At 73.9% G+C, this 20,409-nt stretch carries 17 protein-coding genes; 5 read left to right on the top strand and 12 right to left on the bottom strand.

Annotated elements, in window-relative coordinates; genetic code table 11:
• Positions 1-200 precede the first annotated feature (200 nt).
• Positions 201-353, top strand: coding sequence for a hypothetical protein (locus tag ACIRPP_RS02650; protein WP_403637331.1), 153 nt, complete (start codon positions 201-203; stop codon positions 351-353).
• 66 nt (positions 354-419) lie between these two features.
• Here ACIRPP_RS02650 and ACIRPP_RS02645 read toward each other — a convergent pair whose 3' ends face one another.
• From ACIRPP_RS02645 to ACIRPP_RS02635, 3 genes are all read right to left on the bottom strand, one after another.
• Positions 420-2,810: an ATP-binding cassette domain-containing protein gene (locus tag ACIRPP_RS02645; protein ID WP_403637329.1), complete on the bottom strand. Its 2,391-nt coding sequence runs from the start codon at positions 2,808-2,810 to the stop codon at positions 420-422.
• A 157-nt stretch (positions 2,811-2,967) separates the two neighbouring features.
• Positions 2,968-3,378: a VOC family protein gene (locus tag ACIRPP_RS02640; protein ID WP_164338259.1), complete on the bottom strand. Its 411-nt coding sequence runs from the start codon at positions 3,376-3,378 to the stop codon at positions 2,968-2,970.
• A 10-nt stretch (positions 3,379-3,388) separates the two neighbouring features.
• Positions 3,389-3,832 (bottom strand): helix-turn-helix transcriptional regulator, encoded by a 444-nt coding sequence (locus tag ACIRPP_RS02635; RefSeq protein ID WP_403637327.1) that lies wholly within the window; start codon positions 3,830-3,832, stop codon positions 3,389-3,391.
• 186 nt (positions 3,833-4,018) lie between these two features.
• Here ACIRPP_RS02635 and ACIRPP_RS02630 point away from each other — a divergent pair, with 186 nt between their 5' ends.
• A complete protein-coding gene (locus ACIRPP_RS02630) occupies positions 4,019-4,714 on the top strand; it encodes an adenosylcobinamide amidohydrolase (protein WP_403637325.1) in 696 nt (231 codons plus the stop codon).
• 15 nt (positions 4,715-4,729) lie between these two features.
• Here the strand turns inward: ACIRPP_RS02630 and ACIRPP_RS02625 are convergent, their stop codons facing one another.
• The 6 genes from ACIRPP_RS02625 to ACIRPP_RS02600 form a co-directional block, all read right to left on the bottom strand.
• Entirely contained in the window at positions 4,730-5,641 is a 912-nt protein-coding gene (locus ACIRPP_RS02625; protein ID WP_403637323.1) for an SDR family oxidoreductase, read from the bottom strand.
• Entirely contained in the window at positions 5,638-6,141 is a 504-nt protein-coding gene (locus tag ACIRPP_RS02620) for a hypothetical protein (protein ID WP_403637321.1), read from the bottom strand. The genes ACIRPP_RS02625 and ACIRPP_RS02620 overlap by 4 nt, the downstream gene beginning before the upstream one ends.
• A gap of 27 nt (positions 6,142-6,168) precedes the next feature.
• Positions 6,169-7,812 (bottom strand): phytoene desaturase family protein, encoded by a 1,644-nt coding sequence (locus ACIRPP_RS02615; protein WP_403637319.1) that lies wholly within the window; start codon positions 7,810-7,812, stop codon positions 6,169-6,171.
• Entirely contained in the window at positions 7,805-8,311 is a 507-nt protein-coding gene (locus ACIRPP_RS02610; RefSeq protein ID WP_403637317.1) for an SRPBCC family protein, read from the bottom strand. Before ACIRPP_RS02610 ends, ACIRPP_RS02615 begins: the two co-directional genes overlap by 8 nt.
• Positions 8,312-8,619: 308 nt before the next feature.
• Positions 8,620-9,501: an oxygenase MpaB family protein gene (locus ACIRPP_RS02605; protein ID WP_403637315.1), complete on the bottom strand. Its 882-nt coding sequence runs from the start codon at positions 9,499-9,501 to the stop codon at positions 8,620-8,622.
• A gap of 162 nt (positions 9,502-9,663) precedes the next feature.
• Positions 9,664-9,930 carry a hypothetical protein gene (locus ACIRPP_RS02600; protein WP_403637313.1) on the bottom strand — a complete coding sequence of 89 codons (267 nt, stop codon included), beginning with the start codon at positions 9,928-9,930 and terminating at the stop codon, positions 9,664-9,666.
• Between the two features lie 148 nt (positions 9,931-10,078).
• Here ACIRPP_RS02600 and ACIRPP_RS02595 point away from each other — a divergent pair, with 148 nt between their 5' ends.
• On the top strand, positions 10,079-10,771 hold the full coding sequence (locus ACIRPP_RS02595; protein ID WP_403637311.1) for a GAF and ANTAR domain-containing protein: 693 nt from the start codon (positions 10,079-10,081) through the stop codon (positions 10,769-10,771).
• 70 nt (positions 10,772-10,841) lie between these two features.
• On the opposite strand, the gene ACIRPP_RS02590 is transcribed toward ACIRPP_RS02595, so the two are convergent.
• The gene (locus tag ACIRPP_RS02590) at positions 10,842-11,438 is read right to left on the bottom strand and encodes a hypothetical protein (RefSeq protein WP_403637309.1); all 597 of its coding nucleotides are present in this window, start codon (positions 11,436-11,438) and stop codon (positions 10,842-10,844) included.
• A 309-nt stretch (positions 11,439-11,747) separates the two neighbouring features.
• On the opposite strand from ACIRPP_RS02590, the gene ACIRPP_RS02585 reads away from it, so the two are divergent.
• Positions 11,748-14,351 carry a SpoIIE family protein phosphatase gene (locus ACIRPP_RS02585; protein ID WP_403637307.1) on the top strand — a complete coding sequence of 868 codons (2,604 nt, stop codon included), beginning with the start codon at positions 11,748-11,750 and terminating at the stop codon, positions 14,349-14,351.
• On the opposite strand, the gene ACIRPP_RS02580 is transcribed toward ACIRPP_RS02585, so the two are convergent.
• A complete protein-coding gene (locus ACIRPP_RS02580) occupies positions 14,348-15,544 on the bottom strand; it encodes a serine hydrolase domain-containing protein (protein ID WP_403637305.1) in 1,197 nt (398 codons plus the stop codon). The genes ACIRPP_RS02585 and ACIRPP_RS02580 overlap by 4 nt on opposite strands.
• 216 nt (positions 15,545-15,760) lie before the next feature.
• Between ACIRPP_RS02580 and ACIRPP_RS02575 the strand changes: the two genes are divergently transcribed.
• Positions 15,761-18,034 (top strand): MMPL family transporter, encoded by a 2,274-nt coding sequence (locus ACIRPP_RS02575; RefSeq protein ID WP_403637303.1) that lies wholly within the window; start codon positions 15,761-15,763, stop codon positions 18,032-18,034.
• Positions 18,035-18,166: 132 nt separating this feature from the next.
• Here ACIRPP_RS02575 and ACIRPP_RS02570 read toward each other — a convergent pair whose 3' ends face one another.
• Entirely contained in the window at positions 18,167-20,194 is a 2,028-nt protein-coding gene (locus tag ACIRPP_RS02570) for a DUF1996 domain-containing protein (RefSeq protein ID WP_403637580.1), read from the bottom strand.
• Between the last annotated feature and the right edge of the window lie 215 nt (positions 20,195-20,409).

The raw sequence follows: 20,409 nt of genomic DNA, 5'->3' as shown, positions 1-20,409 counted from the left end.
CCGGCCGCCGGGAGGGCGGGCGGCAGCGGGTACGGGTTCCGTGGTGCCGTACGTGGGGCGGGCGGCAGCGGGTACGGGTGCCGGGACGTGGGGCGTGCGGTGCCCGACCCGGGGGCGCAGGGGGTGAGGCCGCCGTGCGGGGGTAACCGGTCCGTGGGGGGGCGTGCCGCCCCCGCACGGACCTCGGAAAGGAGCAGTCCATGCCGAGCATGCTGCAGCGTCTCAAGGAGTTCGGCCGGAGCCCGCAGGGACGGCGTGCGACCCAGCAGGTCCGCCGCGCCGCGTCCGACCCCCGACGCCGGGAGCAGGCGACCCGGCTGCTGGGCAGGTTCCGCGGCGGCGGCCACCGCTGACCCGGCCGGGCGGACCGAGGGAGGGACCGGGGCCCGGCGTTCCACGGGAACGCCGGGCCGGGGCGGTCAGGCGCCCACGTACTCCGCGAGGTGTTCACCGGTCAGGGTGGACCGCGCGGCGACCAGGTCGGCCGGGGTGCCCTCGAAGACGATCCGGCCGCCGTCGTGACCCGCTCCCGGGCCGAGGTCGATGATCCAGTCGGCGTGCGCCATCACGGCCTGGTGGTGCTCGATGACGATCACCGTCTTGCCGGAGTCGACCAGCCGGTCGAGGAGCCCGAGCAGCTGCTGGACGTCGGCCAGGTGGAGGCCGGTGGTCGGCTCGTCCAGGACGTAGACCCCGCCCTTGTCGCCCATGTGCGTGGCCAGCTTCAGGCGCTGGCGCTCGCCGCCGGACAGCGTGGTGAGCGGCTGGCCCAGGGTGAGGTAGCCGAGACCGACGTCGGCGAGCCGCTCGATGATCCGGTGCGCGGCCGGCGTGCGCGCCTCTCCCTCGCCGAAGAACCTCTCGGCCTCCGACACCGGCATGGCGAGCACCTCGCTGATGTCCCGGCCGCCGAAGCGGTACTCCAGCACCGAGGCCTGGAACCGCTTGCCCTCGCAGTCCTCGCAGGTGGTGGAGACCCCGGCCATCATGCCCAGGTCGGTGAAGACGACCCCGGCGCCGTTGCAGGTCGGGCAGGCGCCCTCGGAGTTGGCGCTGAACAGCGCGGGCTTGACCCCGTTGGCCTTGGCGAACGCCTTGCGGATCGGGTCGAGGAGCCCGGTGTAGGTCGCCGGGTTGCTGCGCCGGGAGCCGCGGATGGGCGTCTGGTCGACCGCCACCACGCCCTCCTCGGCGGGGATCGAGCCGTGCACCAGCGAGCTCTTGCCGGAGCCCGCGACACCGGTGACGACGGTGAGCACCCCGAGGGGGATGTCGACGCCGACGTTGCGCAGGTTGTTCGCGGTGGCGCCGCGGATCGGCAGCTTGCCGGTGGGCTCGCGCACGGTCTGCTTGAGGGACACCCGGTCGTCGAGGTGCCGGCCGGTGACGGTGTCGCTGGCCCGCAGGCCCTCCACGGTGCCCTCGTAGCAGACCGTTCCGCCCCGGGTGCCGGCGCCGGGGCCGAGGTCGACGACGTGGTCGGCGATCGCGATCGCCTCCGGCTTGTGCTCCACGACGAGCACCGTGTTGCCCTTGTCCCGCAGGCGCAGCAGCAGGTTGTTCATGCGCTGGATGTCGTGCGGGTGCAGTCCGATGGTGGGCTCGTCGAAGACGTAGGTGACATCGGTGAGCGAGGAGCCGAGGTGCCGGATCATCTTGACCCGCTGGGCCTCGCCGCCGGACAGCGTGCCCGAGGCCCGGTCGAGCGAGAGGTAGCCGAGGCCGATCTCCACGAACGAGTCCAGGGTGTGGCGCAGCGCGGTGAGCAGCGGCGCTACCGACGGTTCGTCCAGGCCGCGGACCCACTCGGCGAGGTCCCTGATCTCCATGGCGCAGGCGTCGGCGATGGAGACCTTGCCGATCTTGGAGGACCGTGCTCCGGCGGTGAGCCGGGTGCCGTCGCATTCGGGGCAGGTGGCGAAGGTGACGGCCCGGTCCACGAAGGCCCGGATGTGCGGCTGCATCGCCTCCCGGTCCTTGTTGAGCATCGACTTCTGCAGCTTCGGGATCAGGCCCTCGTAGGTGAGGTTGATCCCGTTGATCTTCACCTTGGTCGGCTCGCGGTACAGGAAGTCGTGCCGTTCCTTCTTGGTGTACTTGCGGATCGGCTTGTCGGGGTCGAAGAAGCCCGACTCGGTGATGACCCGCACCGTCCAGCCGCCCCCGGTGTAGGTGGGGATGGTGAAGGGGTCCTCGGAGAGGGACTTGGAGTCGTCGTAGAGCTGGGTGAGGTCGATGTCGGAGACCGTGCCGCGGCCCTCGCAGTGCGTGCACATGCCGCCGGTGCGGCTGAAGGTGACCTTCTCGGTCTTCGTCTTGTCGGCGCCGCGGTCGACCGTCATGCCGCCGCTGGCCGTGACCGAGGCGGTGTTGAAGGAGAACGCGCTCGGCGGCCCGATGTACGGCTTGCCCAGCCGGCTGAACAGGATGCGCAGCATGGCGTTGGCGTCGGTGGCGGTGCCGACGGTCGACCGCGGGTCGGAGCCCATGCGCTGCTGGTCGACGGTGATGGCCGTGGTCAGCCCGTCGAGCACGTCGACCTCGGGCCGGGCCAGGGTGGGCATGAAGCCCTGGAGGAAGGCGCTGTAGGTCTCGTTGATCATCCGCTGGGACTCGGCGGCGATGGTGTCGAACACCAGCGAGCTCTTGCCCGAGCCGGACACTCCGGTGAACACCGTCAGGCGGCGCTTGGGGAGTTCGACGCTGACGTCCTTCAGGTTGTTCTCACGCGCGCCGTGCACCCGGATCAGGTCGTGGCGGTCGGCGGCGTGCGGCTCGGCGGGCCGCTTGTTCTTCCCCGTGCTGGTCATGTGTTCTCCGTCGATGAGGCGGGGCCGCCCGTCGGCCCCGTCGGCGCGCGGCTCGGTCGGGCCGTGCGGTGGACTGTGACTCCGCGGCGTCCCGCCCCGCGGCGGACGGATGCCGTGGCCGCGGGGCGGGACGCGGTGGTTCCGGTCGGGCGACCGGTCACCGCACCTCTTGGACCCGGACCATGTTGCCCGCGGGGTCCCGTACCGCGAAGTCCCGGATACCGTACGGCTGTTCGGTCGGTTCCTGGACCACTTCGGTGTCTCCGGCCTGAAGTTTCTCGAAGGTGCCGTCGAGGTCCCGGGTGGCCAGGATGATGCCCCCGTAGGTGCCCTTGGCCATCATCTCGGCGATGACGCGGCGTTCGTCGTCGGTGACGCCCGGGTCGGCGGCCGGTGGGTGCAGCACGATGGAGGTGGCCGGCTGGTCCTTGGGACCGACCGTGATCCAGCGCATCCCCTCGTAGCCGACGTCGTTGCGGACCTCGAAGCCGAGGACGTCGCGGTAGAAGGCCAGCGCGGCGTCCGGGTCGTCGTGCGGAAGGAAGCTCGAGTGAATGGTGATGTCCATGGACCCCACGCTAGGCGTCGGTCCTGGTGCGCGCTTCTCGATTCCTGACCGGCCTCGAGACCTGTTTCGCCACGCACGACGGGATGCCCGCGGTGGCGCGGGCCGCCTCGCGCCGGTAGACGCTGGGCGGCATGCCGACGAGTTCGGTGAAGCGCGTGCTGAAGGTGCCCAGCGACGCGCAGCCGACCTCGAAGCAGACCTCCGTGACGCTGAGTTCGCCGATGCGCAGCAGCGCCATCGCGCGTTCGACGCGGCGCGTCATCAGGTAGCTGTACGGCGACTCGCCGTAGGCGAGGCGGAACTGGCGGCTGAGGTGTCCGGCCGACATGTGCACGCCCCGGGCCAGTGCCTCGACGTCCAGCGGCCGGGCGTACTCGCGGTCGATGCGGTCCCGGACGCGGCGCAGCCGCGCGAGGTCGCTCAGGTGCTGTGGTGCGGCGGGTCTGCTGCTCACTCGTGCGATCGTGCCACGTCCGGTCCGGCTTGCCCAGTTCCTCTGCTGTCCCGCCCGGGGTCCGGCTTGCCCGGTTCCTCTCGTGTCCCGCCCGGGGTCCGGGCCGCCCGGGTCGTCGCCGCCGTCCGGCCCCGGTGCGGGCGGGGCCGGCGTCCCGGCATACGATCGGCCGGCCCCGTCCGACCGATGACTGGAGTCCGCCCGGTGACCGCCGCCCCGCCGCCCCCGACCGTCGACGGACTGCTGCCGCTGCGGCGGCTGAGCCGGGTCGAGGAGGGCGAGGAGCTGCACGCGCTGCTGTGGACGGCCGGGCCGGGCTGGCGGATGATCAGCAGCGCCGTGCTGGGCGGCGGGCTCGGCGAGCGGGAGTGGATCCTCAACGCGCAGGTGTCCCACGGCTACCGGCGCACCGACCCGGACCGGCACCTGGCCTCCCTCGCCGCCGCGGCGGGGATGCGCGGGCCGGGGGTGGGTCTGATGACCGCCGCGGACGTCTCGGCGTACGGCCACGGGCACGACGAGGGTGCGGAGGCCGTCGCGACGGCCGGCATCTCGGTGCGGGGCTGGGCCGCCTCGGCACGGGAGGGCACGGACGGTCCGCCGGGGGCGGGCACGATCAACATCGTGGTGGCCCTGCCGGTGGCGCTCGGGGACGCCGCGCTGGTCAACGCGGTGAGCACGGCCACGGAGGCGAAGGTGCAGGCGCTGCTGGAGGCCGGCTACGACTGTTCCGGCACGCCCACCGACGCGGTGTGCGTGGCCGCGCGGGTGCCCTCGCCGGGCCAGGAGACGCACGCGTTCGCCGGTCCGCGTTCGGTGTGGGGGGCGCGGCTGGCCCGCGCCGTGCACGGGGCGGTGCTGCGGGCGACGCCCGCGCCCTGACGCGGGGCGCCCGGGTCAGGGGCGGGGCCGGGCCGCCCGCCGGTCGGCGGCGCCGCCCTCGCCCAGCAGGCCCGTGTGCCGCAGTGGGGCCTCGGCCTCCAGCCGGCCCAGTTCGCGCCGGGTCACCCACAGCACCGCGGGCGGCAGCGCGGCGCGTGCCGCCTGCGCCAGGCGCAGCCAGCGGGGCAGGTAGACGGCCGCGCTGCGCTGCTCCACGGCCGTGGCGAGACGGGCGGCGGCCTGTTCCGGCGTCAGCGTGCGGCGGGCGGGCCGCGGCAAGTGGGCACGCAGTTCCCGCATCACCGGGTACCGGTCGGCGTCCCGGATCATGGCGGTGTCGATCCAGTTCAGGTAGCCGATGCCGACGTCCACACCGCGGTGCGCGACCTCCGCCCGCAGGCTGTGGGCGAAGGACTCGGCCCCGGCCTTGGAGGCGCAGTAGGCGCTCATCATGGGGGCGGCGGCGAGGGACGCGAGCGAGGCGACCTGGAGGTAGTACCCCTTCGTCCCGAACAGGTCGGGGAGGAAGGTGCGGGCGGTGGCCGCGCTGCCGGTCAGGTTGACGTCGACGACCCGGCGCCAGTCGGCCGGGTCGGAGCCGGCGAACGGACCGCCCTCCGCGACGCCCGCGTTGGCCACCACCGCGTACGGGGGGCCGAGCCGTTCCCGTACGACCGCGGCGGCGCGCTCCAGGGCGGCGTCGTCGGTGATGTCGGCCTCGTGGGCGAGGGCGGGGGTGGGCAGCGAGGCGGCCACCGCCTCCAGTTCCGCGCCCTCGTGTCCGAGCAGGGCCGGCCGGGCGCCCCGCCGGGACAGCTCCCGGACGAGGGCCGCGCCGACCCCGCGCGCGGCACCGGTCACCACGACCGTGCGGCCGTGCAGCGGCGCGGTCCGCCCGGCGCGCAGGGCGCTCCCGGTCCGCGTCACGCCGGGTCCGCCCGCCCGGAGGCGTTGCGTTCCTTCGCGGACGTCTCGCTCTCCGGGGAGGTCTCGGGGCGCGCGGTGTGGTCCGGGTGGCCGGCCGTGCGGCGGTCCTCCTTCATCGCGGCCTCGTACAGGTGGTCGCGCCCCTCGGCCAATTCGTCGACGGCGGCCCGTTCGATGTCGCGGAACGGCTGGTAGTAGGTGTCGTCGTAGGCCTCGACGATCTGGAACGTCCAGTGTCCGGGGATGACGTTGCGGCCCAGCACCTGGGTGCGCACCGTCTCGGCCCAGTCCGGGTGGCCGGCCTTGTGGAGCAGTTCGACCGCGCGGTCCAGTTCCAGGTCGGCGGTGCCGGTGAGCTGGTGGAAGCTGTACAGGTGACCGCGGGCGCGCTCGGTGGTCTCCAGGGCCTTCGACAGCGCCCCGAGTGCCTCCACGGTCTCGGCGCTGACGCCCTCGGGACGCTGGTGGGCGCGGTCGGGTCCGTCGTCGTGACCGGTCATCGTGTCGCCTCCGTGTGGGGTCGTCGTTCAGGTGCCGGGTGCCCGGCGTTCCGTGAGCGGCCGCTTGTGTCCGGTGCGGTCGCGGCGGGTCAGCACCCGCTGGGCCAGGGCCGGCACGGGTTTGCGGCGCAGTGCGGCGCGGGCCGCGTTGGCGCCCGGCGCGCCGTGCACGCCGCCGCCCGGATGCGCCGACGCGGACGCCAGGTACAGGCCTGGCACGGGGGTCTCCGGGCGGGCGGTGCCGGGCAGCGGACGGAAGAACAGCTGCTGGTGCATGGCCGCCGTACCTCCGTTGATGGCGCCGCCGTGCAGGTTGCGGTCCATGGACTGCAGGGTGGGCGGGGCGAGGATGCGGCGGGCCCGGATGCGGGAGCGGAAGCCGGGCGCGAACCGCTCGACCTGCCGCTCGACGCGGTCGGCCATGACCTCCTGCTCCTTGGCGTCCCAGGCCCCGGTCAGTCCCTCCTCGGCCGCGTCCCCGGCGACCTGGTGCGGGACGTGGGTGTAGGCCCACGCCGACTCGGTGCCCCGGGGCGAGCGGGACGGGTCGGAGGTCGTCATCTGGCCGAACAGGGAGAAGGGCCGGTCGGGGATCTGGCGCATGGCGAGCTGGGCTGCGAAGCGGGTGAGTTCGTCGACCCCGTCGGCGAGGTGCACCGTGCCGGCGCCCGCGGCTCCCTCCGCCTGCCAGGGCACCGGGCCGTCGAGCGCCCAGTCCACCTTGAAGGTGGCGAAGTCCCACTGGAAGCGGCGCAGGTCGGACAGGACCTGCGCGGGCAGATGCTCGGGGGCGACGAGGCCGCCGTACAGGGCGGGGACGGACACGTCGGCGAGGACGGCCCGCCGGGCGGCGACCGTCTCCCCGCCAGCGGTGCGCACGCCTGCCGCCCGGCCGTCTCGCACCAGGATGCGCTCCACCCGCTGCCCGCAGCGCAGGACGCCGCCGCGGGCCTGAAGGCGGCGGGCCAGGGCGCCCGTGAGGACACCGGAGCCGCCTTCGGGCACCGGGAAGCCGTAGGTCTGGCCGAGCATCGACATCAGCCAGCCGAAGCCGCCGCTGCCGGCGGCCTCCGGGGCCAGGTCGGCGTGCAGGGCGTTGCCCGCCAGCAGGAGCCCGCCGCCCTCCCCGCGGAACTCCTCCTCCGCCAGCCGGCGCACGGGCAGCACCAGGGTGCGCGCCATGCGCAGTCCTCCGGCGGCCCGCAGCCGCATCGCGACCCGCGCGGCGGACCGCACCGGCGGGAACGGGGTGAACAGCGCTTCCAGCAGGTCGGGGCGGAGCAGCTGCCAGGTGTCGTGCAGCCGGGTCCAGGCCGCCCCGTCGCCGGGCGCGAACGCCTCCAGGGAGTCGGCCGTGACCTCCACCCGGCGGTCGAGGACGGCGCAGCGGCCGTCGGTCAGCGGGTGGGCGAGGACGTGCGGAGCGTGCTGCCAGCGCAGTCCATGGTCGTGCAGTCCGAGCCCGGCCAGGACGGGGGACGCGGCGGCGAGCGGGTAGAAGGCGCTGAAGAGGTCGCTGACGAACTCGGGGTCGACGCCGCGGTCGTGGCGGGCGGCGCCGCCCGGTTCCGGCTGTTCCTCCAGTACCTCGACGCTCCATCCGGCGTCGGCCAGCAGGTTCGCCGCCACGAGCCCGTTGGGTCCCGCGCCGATCACGACGGCGTCAGCCACGGGGCTCTCCCCCACCGGTCTGCGGCGCGACGACGTGTCCCATGGGACGGCGGCGTTCCTCCTCGGCGGCGACCTCCTCGCAGAGGTCGGCCAGCCGGTGCAGCATGGACCGGTGGCGGAGCTGGATCAGCGCCTCCACGCCGGCGTTGTGCACGAAGCCGCCCATGCCGCGCAGCGGATGCTCGTCGACGACGACCAGGCAGTAGTCGCCCCACGGTTTGAGGGCGATGGCGATCCGGGCGGTGCCCAGGGAGCCGGCCTTCGCCTCCAGTTCCAGGTCGCTGCCCGGCTCGCAGCGGCGCACGACCGTGTGGTTGGACAGGGTCACGGGCCCGAGGCGCACCTGGAAGCGGATGGCCGAGCCGAGCTCCGGCCACCGTCCGCGCACCGGCTCCGTGGAGGCGGTGCCCACCACCCACTCGGCGTAGCGGCTGCCGTCCGAGAGGACCTCCCAGACGGTCCGCGGGCTCGTTCTGATCAGGCGATGACGAACCGCCACTGCGACCTCCCGTGTCCGGCTGCGGTCTTTCGGTCAGCACTGAGTGCCCCGTCTGCGACGCGTCAACCGGTGGTGCCCGCGGCTGGGCCGTGCCTTTCGGATCACTCCGACTCGGATCGACGGTGCCTTGACGGTTGCCGGTGAGCGGGGCTCGGTGCGTGCAGCTGCAAGGCGGAGGAGGGCGCCGATGCGGAGCATCGGCAACCGACGACAACGCGGCTGGGGGTGCCCCCTCCGGGGGAGTGCGTGCCGAGCCCCGCGGCCCCGGGGAGATCCGAAAGACACGGCCCAGGGGCCGGACCGGCGGTTCAGGCCGGGACGGTGCCCTCCCGGGTGGGGGCGAGCGCCCAGCGGATGCCCGCGGTCACGGCGGTGCCGAGGGGGCGGACGCACAGTCCCTCGGCGGGCGGGATCCGGGGCACCCGCAGCTCGCGGGTGGCCCACACCGGCAGGAGGGACACGGCGTTGGCGGCGAGGACGCCGTAGGGCAGGCGGGCGACGAGCGGCACGGGCGGGTTGAGCAGCAGGAAGCGGGCGGTGGCCCGGGCGTCGGGGGTCGCGTGCAGTTCACCGCGGTACTCGGCAAGGCGTGCGGCCAGCTCGGCGCGTGTCACCGGCGGGTCGGGAACGCCGAGGGCGGTGGCGATGCGGGCCATGTCGGCGACGTAGCCGTCGCAGCCCGCGGCGTCGAGCGGGCGGGCACCGTAGCGCTGGTGGGCGCGCAGGAACGCGTCGACCTCCGCGATGTGCACCCAGCCCAGCAGCCGGGGGTCGTCGGCGCGGTACGCGCGGCCGTCGGCGGCGGTGCCGCGCACGGTGGCGTGCACCGCCCGGACCCGGTCGACCGCCCGCTGGGCGCTGTCGGCGGTGCCGTAGGTGGTGACGGCGAGGAAGGTGCTGGTGCGCTGGAGCCGCCCCCAGGGGTCGCCGCGGAATCCGGAGTGCCCGGCGACGGCCGCCATGGCGAGAGGGTGCAGCGACTGGTGCAGCAGGGCGGCGAGGCCGCCGATGAACATCGAGGCGTCCCCGTGCACCCGGCGGACCGGGCGGTCGGGCCCGAACCAGCGGGGGCCGGGCGTGCCGTGGATGCGGGCCCGGCTGTCCGGCCCGTCCGGTCCGGCCACCCGGGTGAAGATCGCCCGGCCGATGCGGTCGCGCACGGCCGGACCGCCGTCCGAGAGAAGTCCCATGGTGCCTCCGCCCTGCGGGCCTGCCGCGCCCGGCCGTCCACCGCCCTACGCTGTCGTCTGCCCGGCTCCGCGCCCGGGTACCCCTCGGCGCGGCGGGCCCTCCGCTCCGGACCCGGCCGCCCGCGGGCCGCATACCGGCCGCATGTCCCCCTTCCCGTCGTCTCAGGGCACGTCGCCGCGCCAGTCGAGGACGTGCCCGTCCGGTTCTCTGCGCACGTACACCGCCCGTCCGCCGGGGCCGTAGCGGCCTATCTCGGTGCGCAGGCCGATCCCGTCCGCCAGCTCCGGTCCGGACCGGTCGGTGACGTCCAGCAGCAGTCCGTCGAGCGGTCCGCCCGCCAGCTCCGCGTACACCCTCCCGTCGCGCGGCCCCGGATCGTCGTGGTCGGCGCCGTAGACCCGTCCGCGCATGAACTCCAGCTCGTCCATGACCGCAGGGTGACAGCTCCCACTGACAATGGGCCGCGCGGCGGGAAAAGCGGGGCGGACCGGGCACCGGGGCTCGATCAGGACCGCGGTCCCGGAACGACGTGCCACGATGGCAGTGTCGATGGCGGCAGGGAGCAGGAGGCGAACCGTGGACTGGCGTGACTTCGCGCAGCAGATGGCCTCCATGGCCCGGAACCTGCTGGCCGAATCCGGCCTCGAACCCACCCTGGAGGAGATCACCGAATCGGCGGTCCGGCTCGTGCCGGGCTGCGACGCCGCCGGGATCCTCGTGCTGGAGGAGGGCCGGGCCCGGTCCCTGGCGCCCACCGACCAGCTGGTCGTGGACAGCGACCGCCTCCAGGACCGGCTCCGGGAGGGGCCGTGCTTCGACGTGGCCCGCCCGGAACTCGACGAACGGGTCTTCCGCATCCCGGACTTCACCGCCCCGCCGGAGCGCTGGCCCGCCTATGTGCCGCGGGCCCGGGACCTCGGGCTGGGCAGCATGATGGGATTCCTGCTGTACACGCGCGAGGAGGAGCTGGGCGCGCTCAACATGTACTCCCGCAAGCCAGGTGTGTTCACCGAGGACAGCGAGACGGCGGGCTGGCTGCTGGCCTCGCACGCGGCGGTGGCCTTCTCCACCGCGCTGACCGGCGCCCAGCTCCAGGAGGCCCTGGCCACCCGGCACATGATCGGTGAGGCGATGGGCATCCTGATGGGCCGCCACCACGTCACCGAGGAGCGGGCCTTCGAGCTGCTGCGCACCCAGTCGCAGCGCACCAACACCAAGCTGCGGGACGTGGCGCGCCGGGTCTGCGAGACCGGCGCCGCGGAGCCCTGAGCGGGCCGGCGGCAGGCCGGGCGGGAGCTGTCCCGCCCGGCCGTCCCGCTCCCGGAGCGTCCGCCCGGGGTCAGGGGGCGCCCGTCCAGTTGTGCGCCACGTCGATCACGACGCGGTCCGGCAGTTGCAGGACCCGGAACGGCAGCCGGGCCCGGACCCCGAGACCGACCTGGGTGTCGCCCTCGAAGCTGCCGGCGAACCGGGCGTCCCGGAAGGTGCGGTACCCGGTGAGGTCCACTCCCGGCAGGGCGCGCCCGGCCTGTGCCGGGTAGGTCGCCCGGCCGGTCGCGGGGTCGTAGGCGGGTGCGTTGATCCGGACCTCGAGGACGGCGCCGCCCGTGACGGGGACGGGACGGCCGGAGCCGTCCTGGTGGAGGCGGTCGACGTAGCGGACGGAGTAGCCCACGTTCCCGGCGCCGGGGACGTCCACGACCATCCGGTCGTAGCAGGCGTGGCGGCCGGTCCTGATGTCCCGTACCGGTGTGGCGGTGGCGGGGGTGCCGGTCTCGGGCAGGCTGCCCCAGCCGGTGGGGCAGGCGGTGGACTGTGGCGTCGCGGCCCGGGTGGTGGTGGCGGCGGCCGGGACCGCGACGGTGCCCAGTGCGGCGCCGACGAGCGCGAGGGTCGCGCAGATGGTTGCGGATCGGATTGTTCTGGTTCGAAGCATTTTCGCCCCCCGAGGTGGCCTCTTGCTGATATCGGGTGAGACGGCCGGGTTCACCCGATGGTTGCGCTGTTCCCCGGCGAAACGTGAGGTTCCCGCCACCGACGGTGACAGCGGGACGCACGGGGCGGGAGCCGCCGGTGACCTGGTGCCCGGCACCGGGGACGGGCATACGCCCGGGGCCTCTCCGGGCCCGGACGCGGTGGCCGGCGACGACCTGGTGTGCGCATCCACCGCGCCGGAGCGCCCGCCATGACACATCCTGGGGGGAGCGAACGATGTCCCGTGCGTCCGCACCGGGGAGGACGCGAGATGGAAATGCCAGCCGCCGTACCGGACGACGGGCGCTCCGGCGTGCGCGCGGGTGGCTCGGCGGGGCACGGGACGGGGGCCACGGCGGACCGGCTGGAGGACGCGCTCGCGGAGCCGCTGGTCGCGGCGGTCCAGGGGATCGGCGGATACGGCGGCCTGGTGTACCTGCGCTCCCGCGACCGGCGCTCGCTGGTGCTGTCGGTGGTCACCGGGGTGCCGAGGTCCCTGCTGAACGCCTGGTGGCGCGTGCCGGTGGGCGGGGCGCTGCCGGCGTCCGAGTGCTACCGCACGGGTGACGTCATGTGGCTGCCGGACGAGCAGGCGACGATGCTCCGCTTCCCGCAGTTCACCGCCGCGCTGCCGTACGCGTTCGCGTCCGCGTACCGGCCGGTGCGGGTCGAGGGCGAGACCGTGGGCGTGATGACCGTGCTCCGCTCGGTGCGCGACCCGGTCGGCCCGGACGAGGTGGAGCCGGTGCTGCGCGCCGCCGGGCAGGACATGGAGGCCCGGCTCACCCGGTACGCGCGCCGGATCGCGGACACCCGCACCGCGGACCCGGACGTCGTGGCGTACGGCATCGAGTACGACGACCAGCCGGTGAGCGTGCGGCTGCCCACCCCGCCGGCCCACACGGTGCAGGTCGGCATGGTCGAGTGGGACCTGGACAGCGACCGGTGGTCGGCGGACGACGAGGCGCTGCAGATTCTCGGTCTCACGCGGGAGGACTTCGGCGGCACCCTGGCCGACGTGGAGGCGCAGGTGTGCCCGGACGACCTGTTCGAACTGCGGGCGGGGCGGCGGGACGCGCTGACGCACGGGCAGGTGCGCTCCCGGCACTTCAGAGTCATGGAGGATCCCGACGAGGACGGCCAGCTCCGCTACCGGCCCGTCGAGCTGTGGGGCCATGTGGTCCGGGTCGGCGCCGCCGGGAAACTGCTGGTGGGCGCGCTGGTGGACACGGAGGGCGGGGTGACCGCGGCCGAGGCCGCCGAACGCCTGCCCGACGGCCTGTTCTCCCTCGACCAGGACGGCCGGGTCACCTACGCCAACCGCCGGTGCGAGGAACTGCTCGGCTGCGACCGCCAGCAGCTGCTCGGCCACCTCCCCTGGCAGGTCATCACCTGGCTGCACGATCCCGCCTACGAGGACCGCTACCGGGCGGCGATGCTGTCGCAGGAGCCGGTGACGTACCTGGTGCACGATCCGCACGGCACCTGGCTGGGTTTCGTCCTGTATCCCGGGGTGCACGGGCTGACCGGCCGGGTGTTCCGCACCACCGCGCCGGTGAGCACCCGGCCCACCACCCCCGGCCGGGCCGGGGCGCTGATCGGCACGGGCGCCGCCGGGCCGCCGGAACCGGTCGTGGCGGCCCGCGCGGGAGTGCTGTACCACGTCGTGCAGATGGCGAGCGTGCTCACGGAGGCGGTGACCGTCAAGGACGTGTGCCGGGCCGTCGCCGAGCAGCTGCTGCCGGCGTTCGGGGCACAGGAGATCGCCCTGTACACGGTCCGCGACGGGCGGATGCACCTGCTGTGGGAGTCCGGCTACCAGGCGGGCTTCCTCGCCCCCTTCGAGGCCGTCCCCCTGGACGCCCAGCTGCCCGGGGTGCACGCGCTCACCACGCGGTTCCCGTTGTTCTTCGAGTCGCCGGACGCGCTGAGCAAGGCGTACCCGGGGATCGCCCTGGACCGCATGCAGTCCTGGTCGTTCCTGCCGCTGATCGCCTCCGGGCACGCGGTGGGGTCGTGCATCCTCGGCTGGGCCGAGCCGCACCGGTTCACCCCCGACGAGCGTTCCGCGCTGACCGCGCTGAGCGGGCTGTCCGCCCAGGCGCTGGAGCGGGCCCGGCTCTACGACGCGGAGTCGGCGGTCGCGCGCGGGCTGCAGGAGGGTCTGCTGCCGCACCGGCTGCCCGCCATCGAGGGGCTGGTGACCACCGGCCGCTATCTGCCCGGCACCCAGGGCATGGCCATCGGCGGCGACTGGTACGACGTGATCAAGACGGGGCGGGGCGTCGCCCTGGTCATCGGCGACGTCGAGGGACACAGCGTCGGGGCGGCGGCCGTGATGGGGCAGCTGCGCAGCGCCGTGCACGCCTTCGCCACCAGCGGGCGGCCTCCCCAGGAGGTCATCACCCACACCAACCGGCTGCTCGCCGAACTGGAGGCGGACGCCTTCGCCACCTGCTGCTACATCGAACTGGACCCGCGCAGCGGCCGGGCCCTCGCGGTGCGGGCCGGTCATCCCCCGCCGCTGCTGCGGCACCCCGACGGCCGGACCGAGACCCTGGACCTGCTGGGCGGGGTGATGCTGGGCGTGGAGCCGGACGCCCTGTACCCGGTCACCGCGCTGACCCTGACGCCCGGCAGCGTCCTGGCGCTGTACACCGACGGCCTGGTCGAGCAGCCCGGCAGCGACATCGAGACCGGTATCCAGGCGGCGCGTGCCTGCCTCGCCCGGACCCGGACCGGCTCGGTGGAGCATCTGGCGGACCAGCTGATCAAGGCGGCCCGCAGGGCCGAGGACCGGCCGGACGACGTGGCCCTGCTGCTCACCGCGTACGGCTGGGAGGACCGGGAGCGGCCGGGGCCGGTGAGCGGCTAGCTGCGCTCGCGCAGGAGCGCGCAGACGAAGTCCTCCTGGATCGCCCGCAGCCGCGCCAGCCGGTCCGGTGCGAGGGCCTCGTTGATCTGCGTGGTGACGGAGAACGTCAGGGACCGGCGGCCGTCCGGTGTCGCCGCGACGAGCTGGGTGTAGCCGGGGAAGTTGCCGGTGTGTCCGAGGACGGCGCCGCACCGGGTCGCGTAGCGGAAGATGCCCAGGCCGGCCGTGTTGCGGCCGGGCCCCGCGGGCTCGGAGGCGCCCTCCCGCCAGCGGCGCTGCTCCCGGGTGACGGCCCGGCCGAACAGCGCGCCGCCCGTGTAGCCGCGGACGAACCGCGTCATGTCGGCCGGCGTGGAGACGATGCCACCGGAGGCCCAGACGGCGGAGGCGCTGAGGACCTCGCTGACGTCCTCGGGAGGGGGCGGGGTGACGTCGTAGCCGTGCAGGTGGGGGTCGGGCAGCCGGTACCCCTGGGGGAGGCTGGTGTGCCGCAGTCCGAGCGGCCGGTACACGAGGTCGCGCAGCAGCCGCTCGTAGCGGGTGCCGGTGGCAGCCTCGGCCATGAGGGCGGCGGCGATGTTGTCCGAGTTGGAGTACCGGTACCGGCTGCCGGGGCGGAACCGGAGGGGTTCACCGGCGACGAAGTCGAGCAGCCGCCGGGAGTCGAAGCGGTGGCGGGGATCGGCGGCGAGGATCTCCAGGAACGCGGGGTCCTCGGAGTAGTCGGGCAGCCCACTGGTGTGGTTCAGCAGCTGCCGCAGGGTCACGTCGCCCCAGGCGGCGGGCAGCCGCGGCAGCCGTTCGCGCAGGCGGTCGTCGAGGCCGAGCGCGCCGCGGTCGACGAGGGCGAGCACGACGGCGGCGTTGAACGCCTTGGCCGTACTGGCGATCCGCATGTGGTCGTCGACGCGCGGAGCGCGGCGGGTCTCCAGGTCGGCGACCCCGGCCCGCACCACGCGGGTGTCGCCGTCGCGCCGGAGCACGGCGATCACGCCGGGCGGGCCGCCGGGACTGTGCACGAACTCCTCGATCTGCTGCCGCAGGCGCCGGCCGTCGTGCGGTTCGGCCGGGGCGGCGGCGTCGGCCACGCCCGGACACAGGGCCGCGACACAGACCGCCAGGACGGCGGACGCACGCAGGCGGGAACGGGACCGCGCACGGGCGGCGCGGGACGGCAGGGGGCGCACTGGCATGGGAACTCCCGGGGGGCGAGCGGAACGGCAGGCACAGCCTCACCGCCGGTCCGCACCGCGGCCCGCCGTACTGCGGCATCCGGAGCAAGGGCGCACCCCCGGGACCCCCGCGCCGGAGGGGCGGGTGCCGCGCCGCCCGAGATGCCGGGACGATCCCGCCCGCTTGTAATGAGGTGAGGGGCCGAGAACGGCTCGGCCGGTCGGAGGGGCCACGCAATGGCTTCCAGACGGGACGACGGGGGCGGGTCCGGGGGGCAGGCGAAGGCGGGGTTGCTGCGGCGGCTGGGCGAGTGGTGTGCCCGGCACTTCGTGGTGGTGATCGTGGGCTGGCTGGTGGCCCTGGTGGCGCTCCAGGTCGTCAGCCGCGTGGTCGGCGGGACCTACTCCGACAACTTCACGCTGCCGGACGCCCAGTCCCAGAAGGGCATCGAGGTCCTCCAGCAGCACGATCCGCAGGCCGGCGGCTACAGCAGTCAGATCGTGCTGCACGACGACCAGCAGCAGCTGACCGCCCTCGGCTCGCAGATGTCCGGCACGGTCAGTGCGCTGGAGAAGCTGCCGCACGTGCTGTCGGCGCAGAACCCGCTGTCCGCCGCCGGATCGTCCGACCAGCAACAACAACAGCCGAACGTGGGCCCGCTGTCGACCGACGGGAAGACCGGCTACATCACGGTCCGCTTCGACGTGCAGCCCTCCACCCTCGGGGACGGCTACCTCGACGGCGTGGACGACGCGGTCGAGCCGCTGCGGCAGGCCGGTGCCGAGGTCGAGTACGGCGGTCCGCTCGGCGAGCTGGCCCGGCCCGCGCCCGACGACCGGGTGAGCGAGCTGATCGGCTTCGGCGTCGCGATCGTCGTGCTCCTGGTGGGCTTCGGCAGCGTGATCGCCGCCGGACTCCCCCTGCTGACGGCGCTCGTCAGCGTGGTGGGCGGTCTGGCCATCCTCGGTCTGCTGGCCGCGGCCTTCACCTTCGCCACCGTCTCCCCCACCCTGGCCACCATGATCGGCCTCGGCGTCGGCATCGACTACGCGCTGTTCCTGATCACCCGGCACCGGCAGAACCTCATGGACGGCATGGATCCGGCGCGGGCCGCCGGGCAGGCCAACGCGACCAGCGGCCGGGCGGTCCTGGTCTCCGGCTGCACGGTCATCATCGCCCTGGCCGGTCTGTCCGCGTCCGGTGTCTCGTTCATCGCCAAACTGGGGCTGGCCGCCGCGGTGACCGTGGTGTCCGCCGTCGCCGGGGCGCTGACCCTGGTGCCCGCGCTGCTGGGGGTGATCGGCCGGCGCATCGACCGCTACCACGTGCGGAAGCCGGTCGCCGAGACCGACGCCGCGCCGGGGGCCGAGGCCCACGGCACCTGGCACCGGTACGCGCAGCGGGTGGCGCGCAGACCGTGGCAGTTCCTGGCCGCGGGCGTGGTCACCATCGCCGTCCTGGCGATTCCGGTGTTCTCCATGCAGCTCGGCCACATCGGCGACGGGGCGGACCCGACGTCCGACACGGACCGGCGCGCCTACGACCTCATGACCGACGCGTTCGGCCCCGGGTCCAACGGGCCCCTCACCGTCGTCATCGACCAGACCTCGGTGCCCGCCTCCGACCGGTCGGACCTCGCCTCGCAGGCCCAGAAGACCCTGGACGGGGTCGCCGACGCGGCCGCCGTCACCCCGCTCACCCCCACCCAGGACGGGGACGTGCTGGTCGGCACGGTGTACTCCACCGAGTCGCCGCAGAGCGCCACCACCACCGGCCTCACCAACCGGCTGGTCGACGACACGCTGCCGCAGGCCGTGCGGGGCACGGACGCCTCCACCTACGTCACCGGCACCACCGCCGCCCAGGTCGACTTCCGCGACGTCGTCGCGGAGCGGCTGCCGCTGATCATCGGCGTCGTGGTGGCCCTGGCGTTCCTGATCATCCTGGCGGTGTTCCGCGGCCTGCTCATCGCCGTCAAGGCGGCCGTCCTCAACGTCCTGTCCATCACCGCGTCCTACGGCGTCGTGGTGGCCGTCTTCCAGTGGGGCTGGGGCGGGCCCGCGCTCGGGGTGTCCGGCACGGTGCCGATCGAGAGCTATGTGCCGATGATGATGTTCGCGATCATCTTCGGCCTCAGCATGGACTACGAGATCTTCCTGTTGTCCCGGGTCCACGAGGCATGGAAACGCACCGGCGACGCCAAGGCGTCCGTCGCGCACGCTCTGGAGATCACCGCCCGGGTCATCACCTGCGCGGCGCTGATCATGGTGAGCGTGTTCGCGGCGTTCATCGTCAGCGACAACATCGTGGTCAAGATGCTCGGTCTGGGCCTCGCCGTGAGCGTGCTGATCGACGCGACCGTGGTGCGGCTGCTGCTCGTGCCGGCCGTCATGACCCTGCTGGGCCGGCACGCCTGGTGGACGCCGCGCTGGCTCGACCGGATCATGCCGCACATCGACGCGGAGGGCGGCGGCGCGGTGGCGGCGCCGCCCGCGCGCACACCGTCGTAACCGCCCGCGCGCACACCGTCGTAGCGGCCGTCGGGCCGCGGCGGGCCCACCGGCGCGGGCCCGACGGGACGCCGGCGCAACGCGAAGCGGCAGGGCCCGAGGGCCCTGCCGCCGTGCACGTGCCGTGGAGGATCAGGCGTTGCGCCGGACACTCCGCAGGACGAAGAAGCCGAAGATCACCAGCACTCCGCCGACCGCGGCCGGCCAGAGCTGCGCGCCGGTCTCGGCGAGGCTGCCGCCCTGGGCCTGCGCCCCGGTCGTCTTCTCCAGCTCCGGAAGGCTGCCGGGCACCTGGGAGGCCTGGGCCGCCTGGCCGCCGTCGTCCTTGCCGTCCTTGCCGTCGTTGCCGCCGGCGCCCGCGTCCTGGTCGTCGTCCGCGGGGGACGACGCCTTCACGTTGGGCTGAGCGGGCTTCTCGGCCCCCTTGTCGTCCGCCGGCTCCTGGGTGGCCGGGGCCTTCGACGGCTCCTGGCCGCCGTCGCCCTGGTCGCCGCCCTGCTTGCCGTCGTCCTGCTTGCCGTCGTTCTGCTTGCCGTCGTCCTGCTTGCCGTCGTTCTGCTTGCCGTCGTCACCCTTGCCCTGGTCGCCACCGTTGTTCTGGTCGCCGCCCTGGTTCGGGTCCTCGGGCTCGGCCGTGGGCTCCTCCGGCTTGTCGCCGCCGTTGTTGCCGCCGTTGTTGCCGCCGTTGCCGTTGCCGTCGTCGCCGCCGCCGTTGCCGCCGTCACCCCCGGCGCCGCAGGTGCGGCCCTCGTTGATGCAGGAGACGACCTCGTTCATCAGGTCCTCGTCGAAGACGTTGATGAAGTCGCCGTGGTCCGTGATCGGCTTGTGCAGCTGCTCCGGGAAGGAGTCCACCGCGAACAGCGGGACGGTCTTGCCGCCGTCGTTCAGGCTCGGCGCGTCGACGTCGTAGACGATGCGCTGCACCAGCTGCGGAACGGGCTTGAAGCCGGACGGGCAGTTGCCCTGTTCGTCCACGAACGCCATGTGCGTGCGGTGGTTGGCGCTGTCGGTGTTGCGGCCGTCCCAGCAGCTCTGGAAGTCGAAGGTGCGCACCACGTCACTGCCCTCGGGGCACAGCGGGTACTTGTCCGTCAGCTGCCGGTCCTCGAAGCCCGTGCAGCTCCAGGAGGCGTTGGCGTTGGCCGGGCCGTTGACGAACGACTTCGCGTCACCGGTGATGATGCGCAGGAACCGCGGCATCGCGGTGACCTCGCCCTGCGGGTTGCCCTCGAAGGTCAGCGTGACCTCCTTGGGTGTCACGATCTCACCGACGTTGCCCTCGATGCCACCGCCCGGGCTGTTCGCGTCGCGCTCCTCGACACCGTTCTGCAGACGCAGCACCGGCCAGTAGTACGACGACTTGTCACCCTGGTCCGCGCAGCTGGTCTCGGCGCCCGCCAGGTCGTCGTCGCTGGAGAAGGCGTTGGTGGCCTGGTTGCCGATGTAGTCGTGGAAGTGGTGGGCGCCGTTGGCGACACCCGGAGCCGCGATCACGTTGTCCGAGTTGAACAGGCCGTTCTCGTTGACGCCGCACTCGCTGACGAAGGTACCGCGGGAGGCGTTCTTCGACGGCTCGGGCGCCGAGACGTTCGGCTGGACGCTCTTGATGTCGACGTAGTCGCCGGCCACCGGGCCGTTGCCGGCCTGGCCGCCGTTTCCGCCCTGGCCCTCCTGGCCCTGGCCCTGCTCCTCGCCCTGCTGGTCCTGGCCGCCGTCCGCGTCGCCGGCCTGTCCGCCCTGGCCGCCGTTGTCGCCGCCGTCCTGGCCAGCCTCCGGCTCCGCCGGGGCGTTGCCCGACTCGCGCACCTCGCAGGCGGCGAGTTCGTCGAGGCCCTCGGGGCGGTCGCCCACGCGGTCGATGGCGGTGGCGATGCGGGCGAGGGTCGCGGACCGCTTCTCCGTGAGCGGGCCGGCGATCGCGTTCTGCGCGAAGGCCGGGTCCTGCCGCAGGGCGTCGGCGGACTCCCCGATCCGCTTGTAGGCGTCGGCGATCTGTGCGTCCAGGGCGGCGAGTTCCTTGTCCACCTCCGCCCGCGCCTCGTCGGGGACCGAGGTCAGTTCGGTGGCCACGTCGGGGCAGTCGATCGTGGCGCCCGAGAACACCTGCGCGGTGTCGCCGCCGTCTTCCGTCGCGGAAGCGTAGACGTTGGCCGCCATCATCCCGCCTCCGCCCAGGATCAGGGCGAAGGCGGCGAGCGTCGCGCGCTGTTTCGGGCGTCTGCGTGTGTTGCGTGCCAAGGCAGTACTCCTACGCTTTGTAGCGGGGGGTCGGCATGGAATTCCCACGCCCCATACGCAGGCGGACCGCCGGGTGTTCAAAGGCCGCACGAAATCTTCGCCGTATCCGACGCCCCGGCCGCCCCCGGGGCCTC

Source organism: Streptomyces sp. NPDC101219 (assembly GCF_044767675.1).
Classification (GTDB): domain Bacteria; phylum Actinomycetota; class Actinomycetes; order Streptomycetales; family Streptomycetaceae; genus Streptomyces.
Note: the sequence above shows the minus strand (reverse complement) of the source record. Positions and strands in the feature narration are given on the sequence as shown.

Excerpts from the sequence above, each read along its gene's own strand:
- ACIRPP_RS02570 (WP_403637580.1), bottom strand. The coding sequence starts at position 20,194 with ATGGCGGCCAACGTCTACGCTTCCGCGACGGAAGACGGCGGCGACACC.
- ACIRPP_RS02600 (WP_403637313.1), bottom strand. The coding sequence starts at position 9,930 with ATGGACGAGCTGGAGTTCATGCGCGGACGGGTCTACGGCGCCGACCAC.
- ACIRPP_RS02630 (WP_403637325.1), top strand. The coding sequence starts at position 4,019 with ATGACTGGAGTCCGCCCGGTGACCGCCGCCCCGCCGCCCCCGACCGTC.
- ACIRPP_RS02580 (WP_403637305.1), bottom strand. The coding sequence starts at position 15,544 with ATGCCAGTGCGCCCCCTGCCGTCCCGCGCCGCCCGTGCGCGGTCCCGT.
- ACIRPP_RS02645 (WP_403637329.1), bottom strand. The coding sequence starts at position 2,810 with ATGACCAGCACGGGGAAGAACAAGCGGCCCGCCGAGCCGCACGCCGCC.
- ACIRPP_RS02650 (WP_403637331.1), top strand. The coding sequence starts at position 201 with ATGCCGAGCATGCTGCAGCGTCTCAAGGAGTTCGGCCGGAGCCCGCAG.
- ACIRPP_RS02605 (WP_403637315.1), bottom strand. The coding sequence starts at position 9,501 with ATGGGACTTCTCTCGGACGGCGGTCCGGCCGTGCGCGACCGCATCGGC.
- ACIRPP_RS02585 (WP_403637307.1), top strand. The coding sequence starts at position 11,748 with ATGGAAATGCCAGCCGCCGTACCGGACGACGGGCGCTCCGGCGTGCGC.
- ACIRPP_RS02575 (WP_403637303.1), top strand. The coding sequence starts at position 15,761 with ATGGCTTCCAGACGGGACGACGGGGGCGGGTCCGGGGGGCAGGCGAAG.
- ACIRPP_RS02590 (WP_403637309.1), bottom strand. The coding sequence starts at position 11,438 with ATGCTTCGAACCAGAACAATCCGATCCGCAACCATCTGCGCGACCCTC.
- ACIRPP_RS02640 (WP_164338259.1), bottom strand. The coding sequence starts at position 3,378 with ATGGACATCACCATTCACTCGAGCTTCCTTCCGCACGACGACCCGGAC.
- ACIRPP_RS02620 (WP_403637321.1), bottom strand. The coding sequence starts at position 6,141 with ATGACCGGTCACGACGACGGACCCGACCGCGCCCACCAGCGTCCCGAG.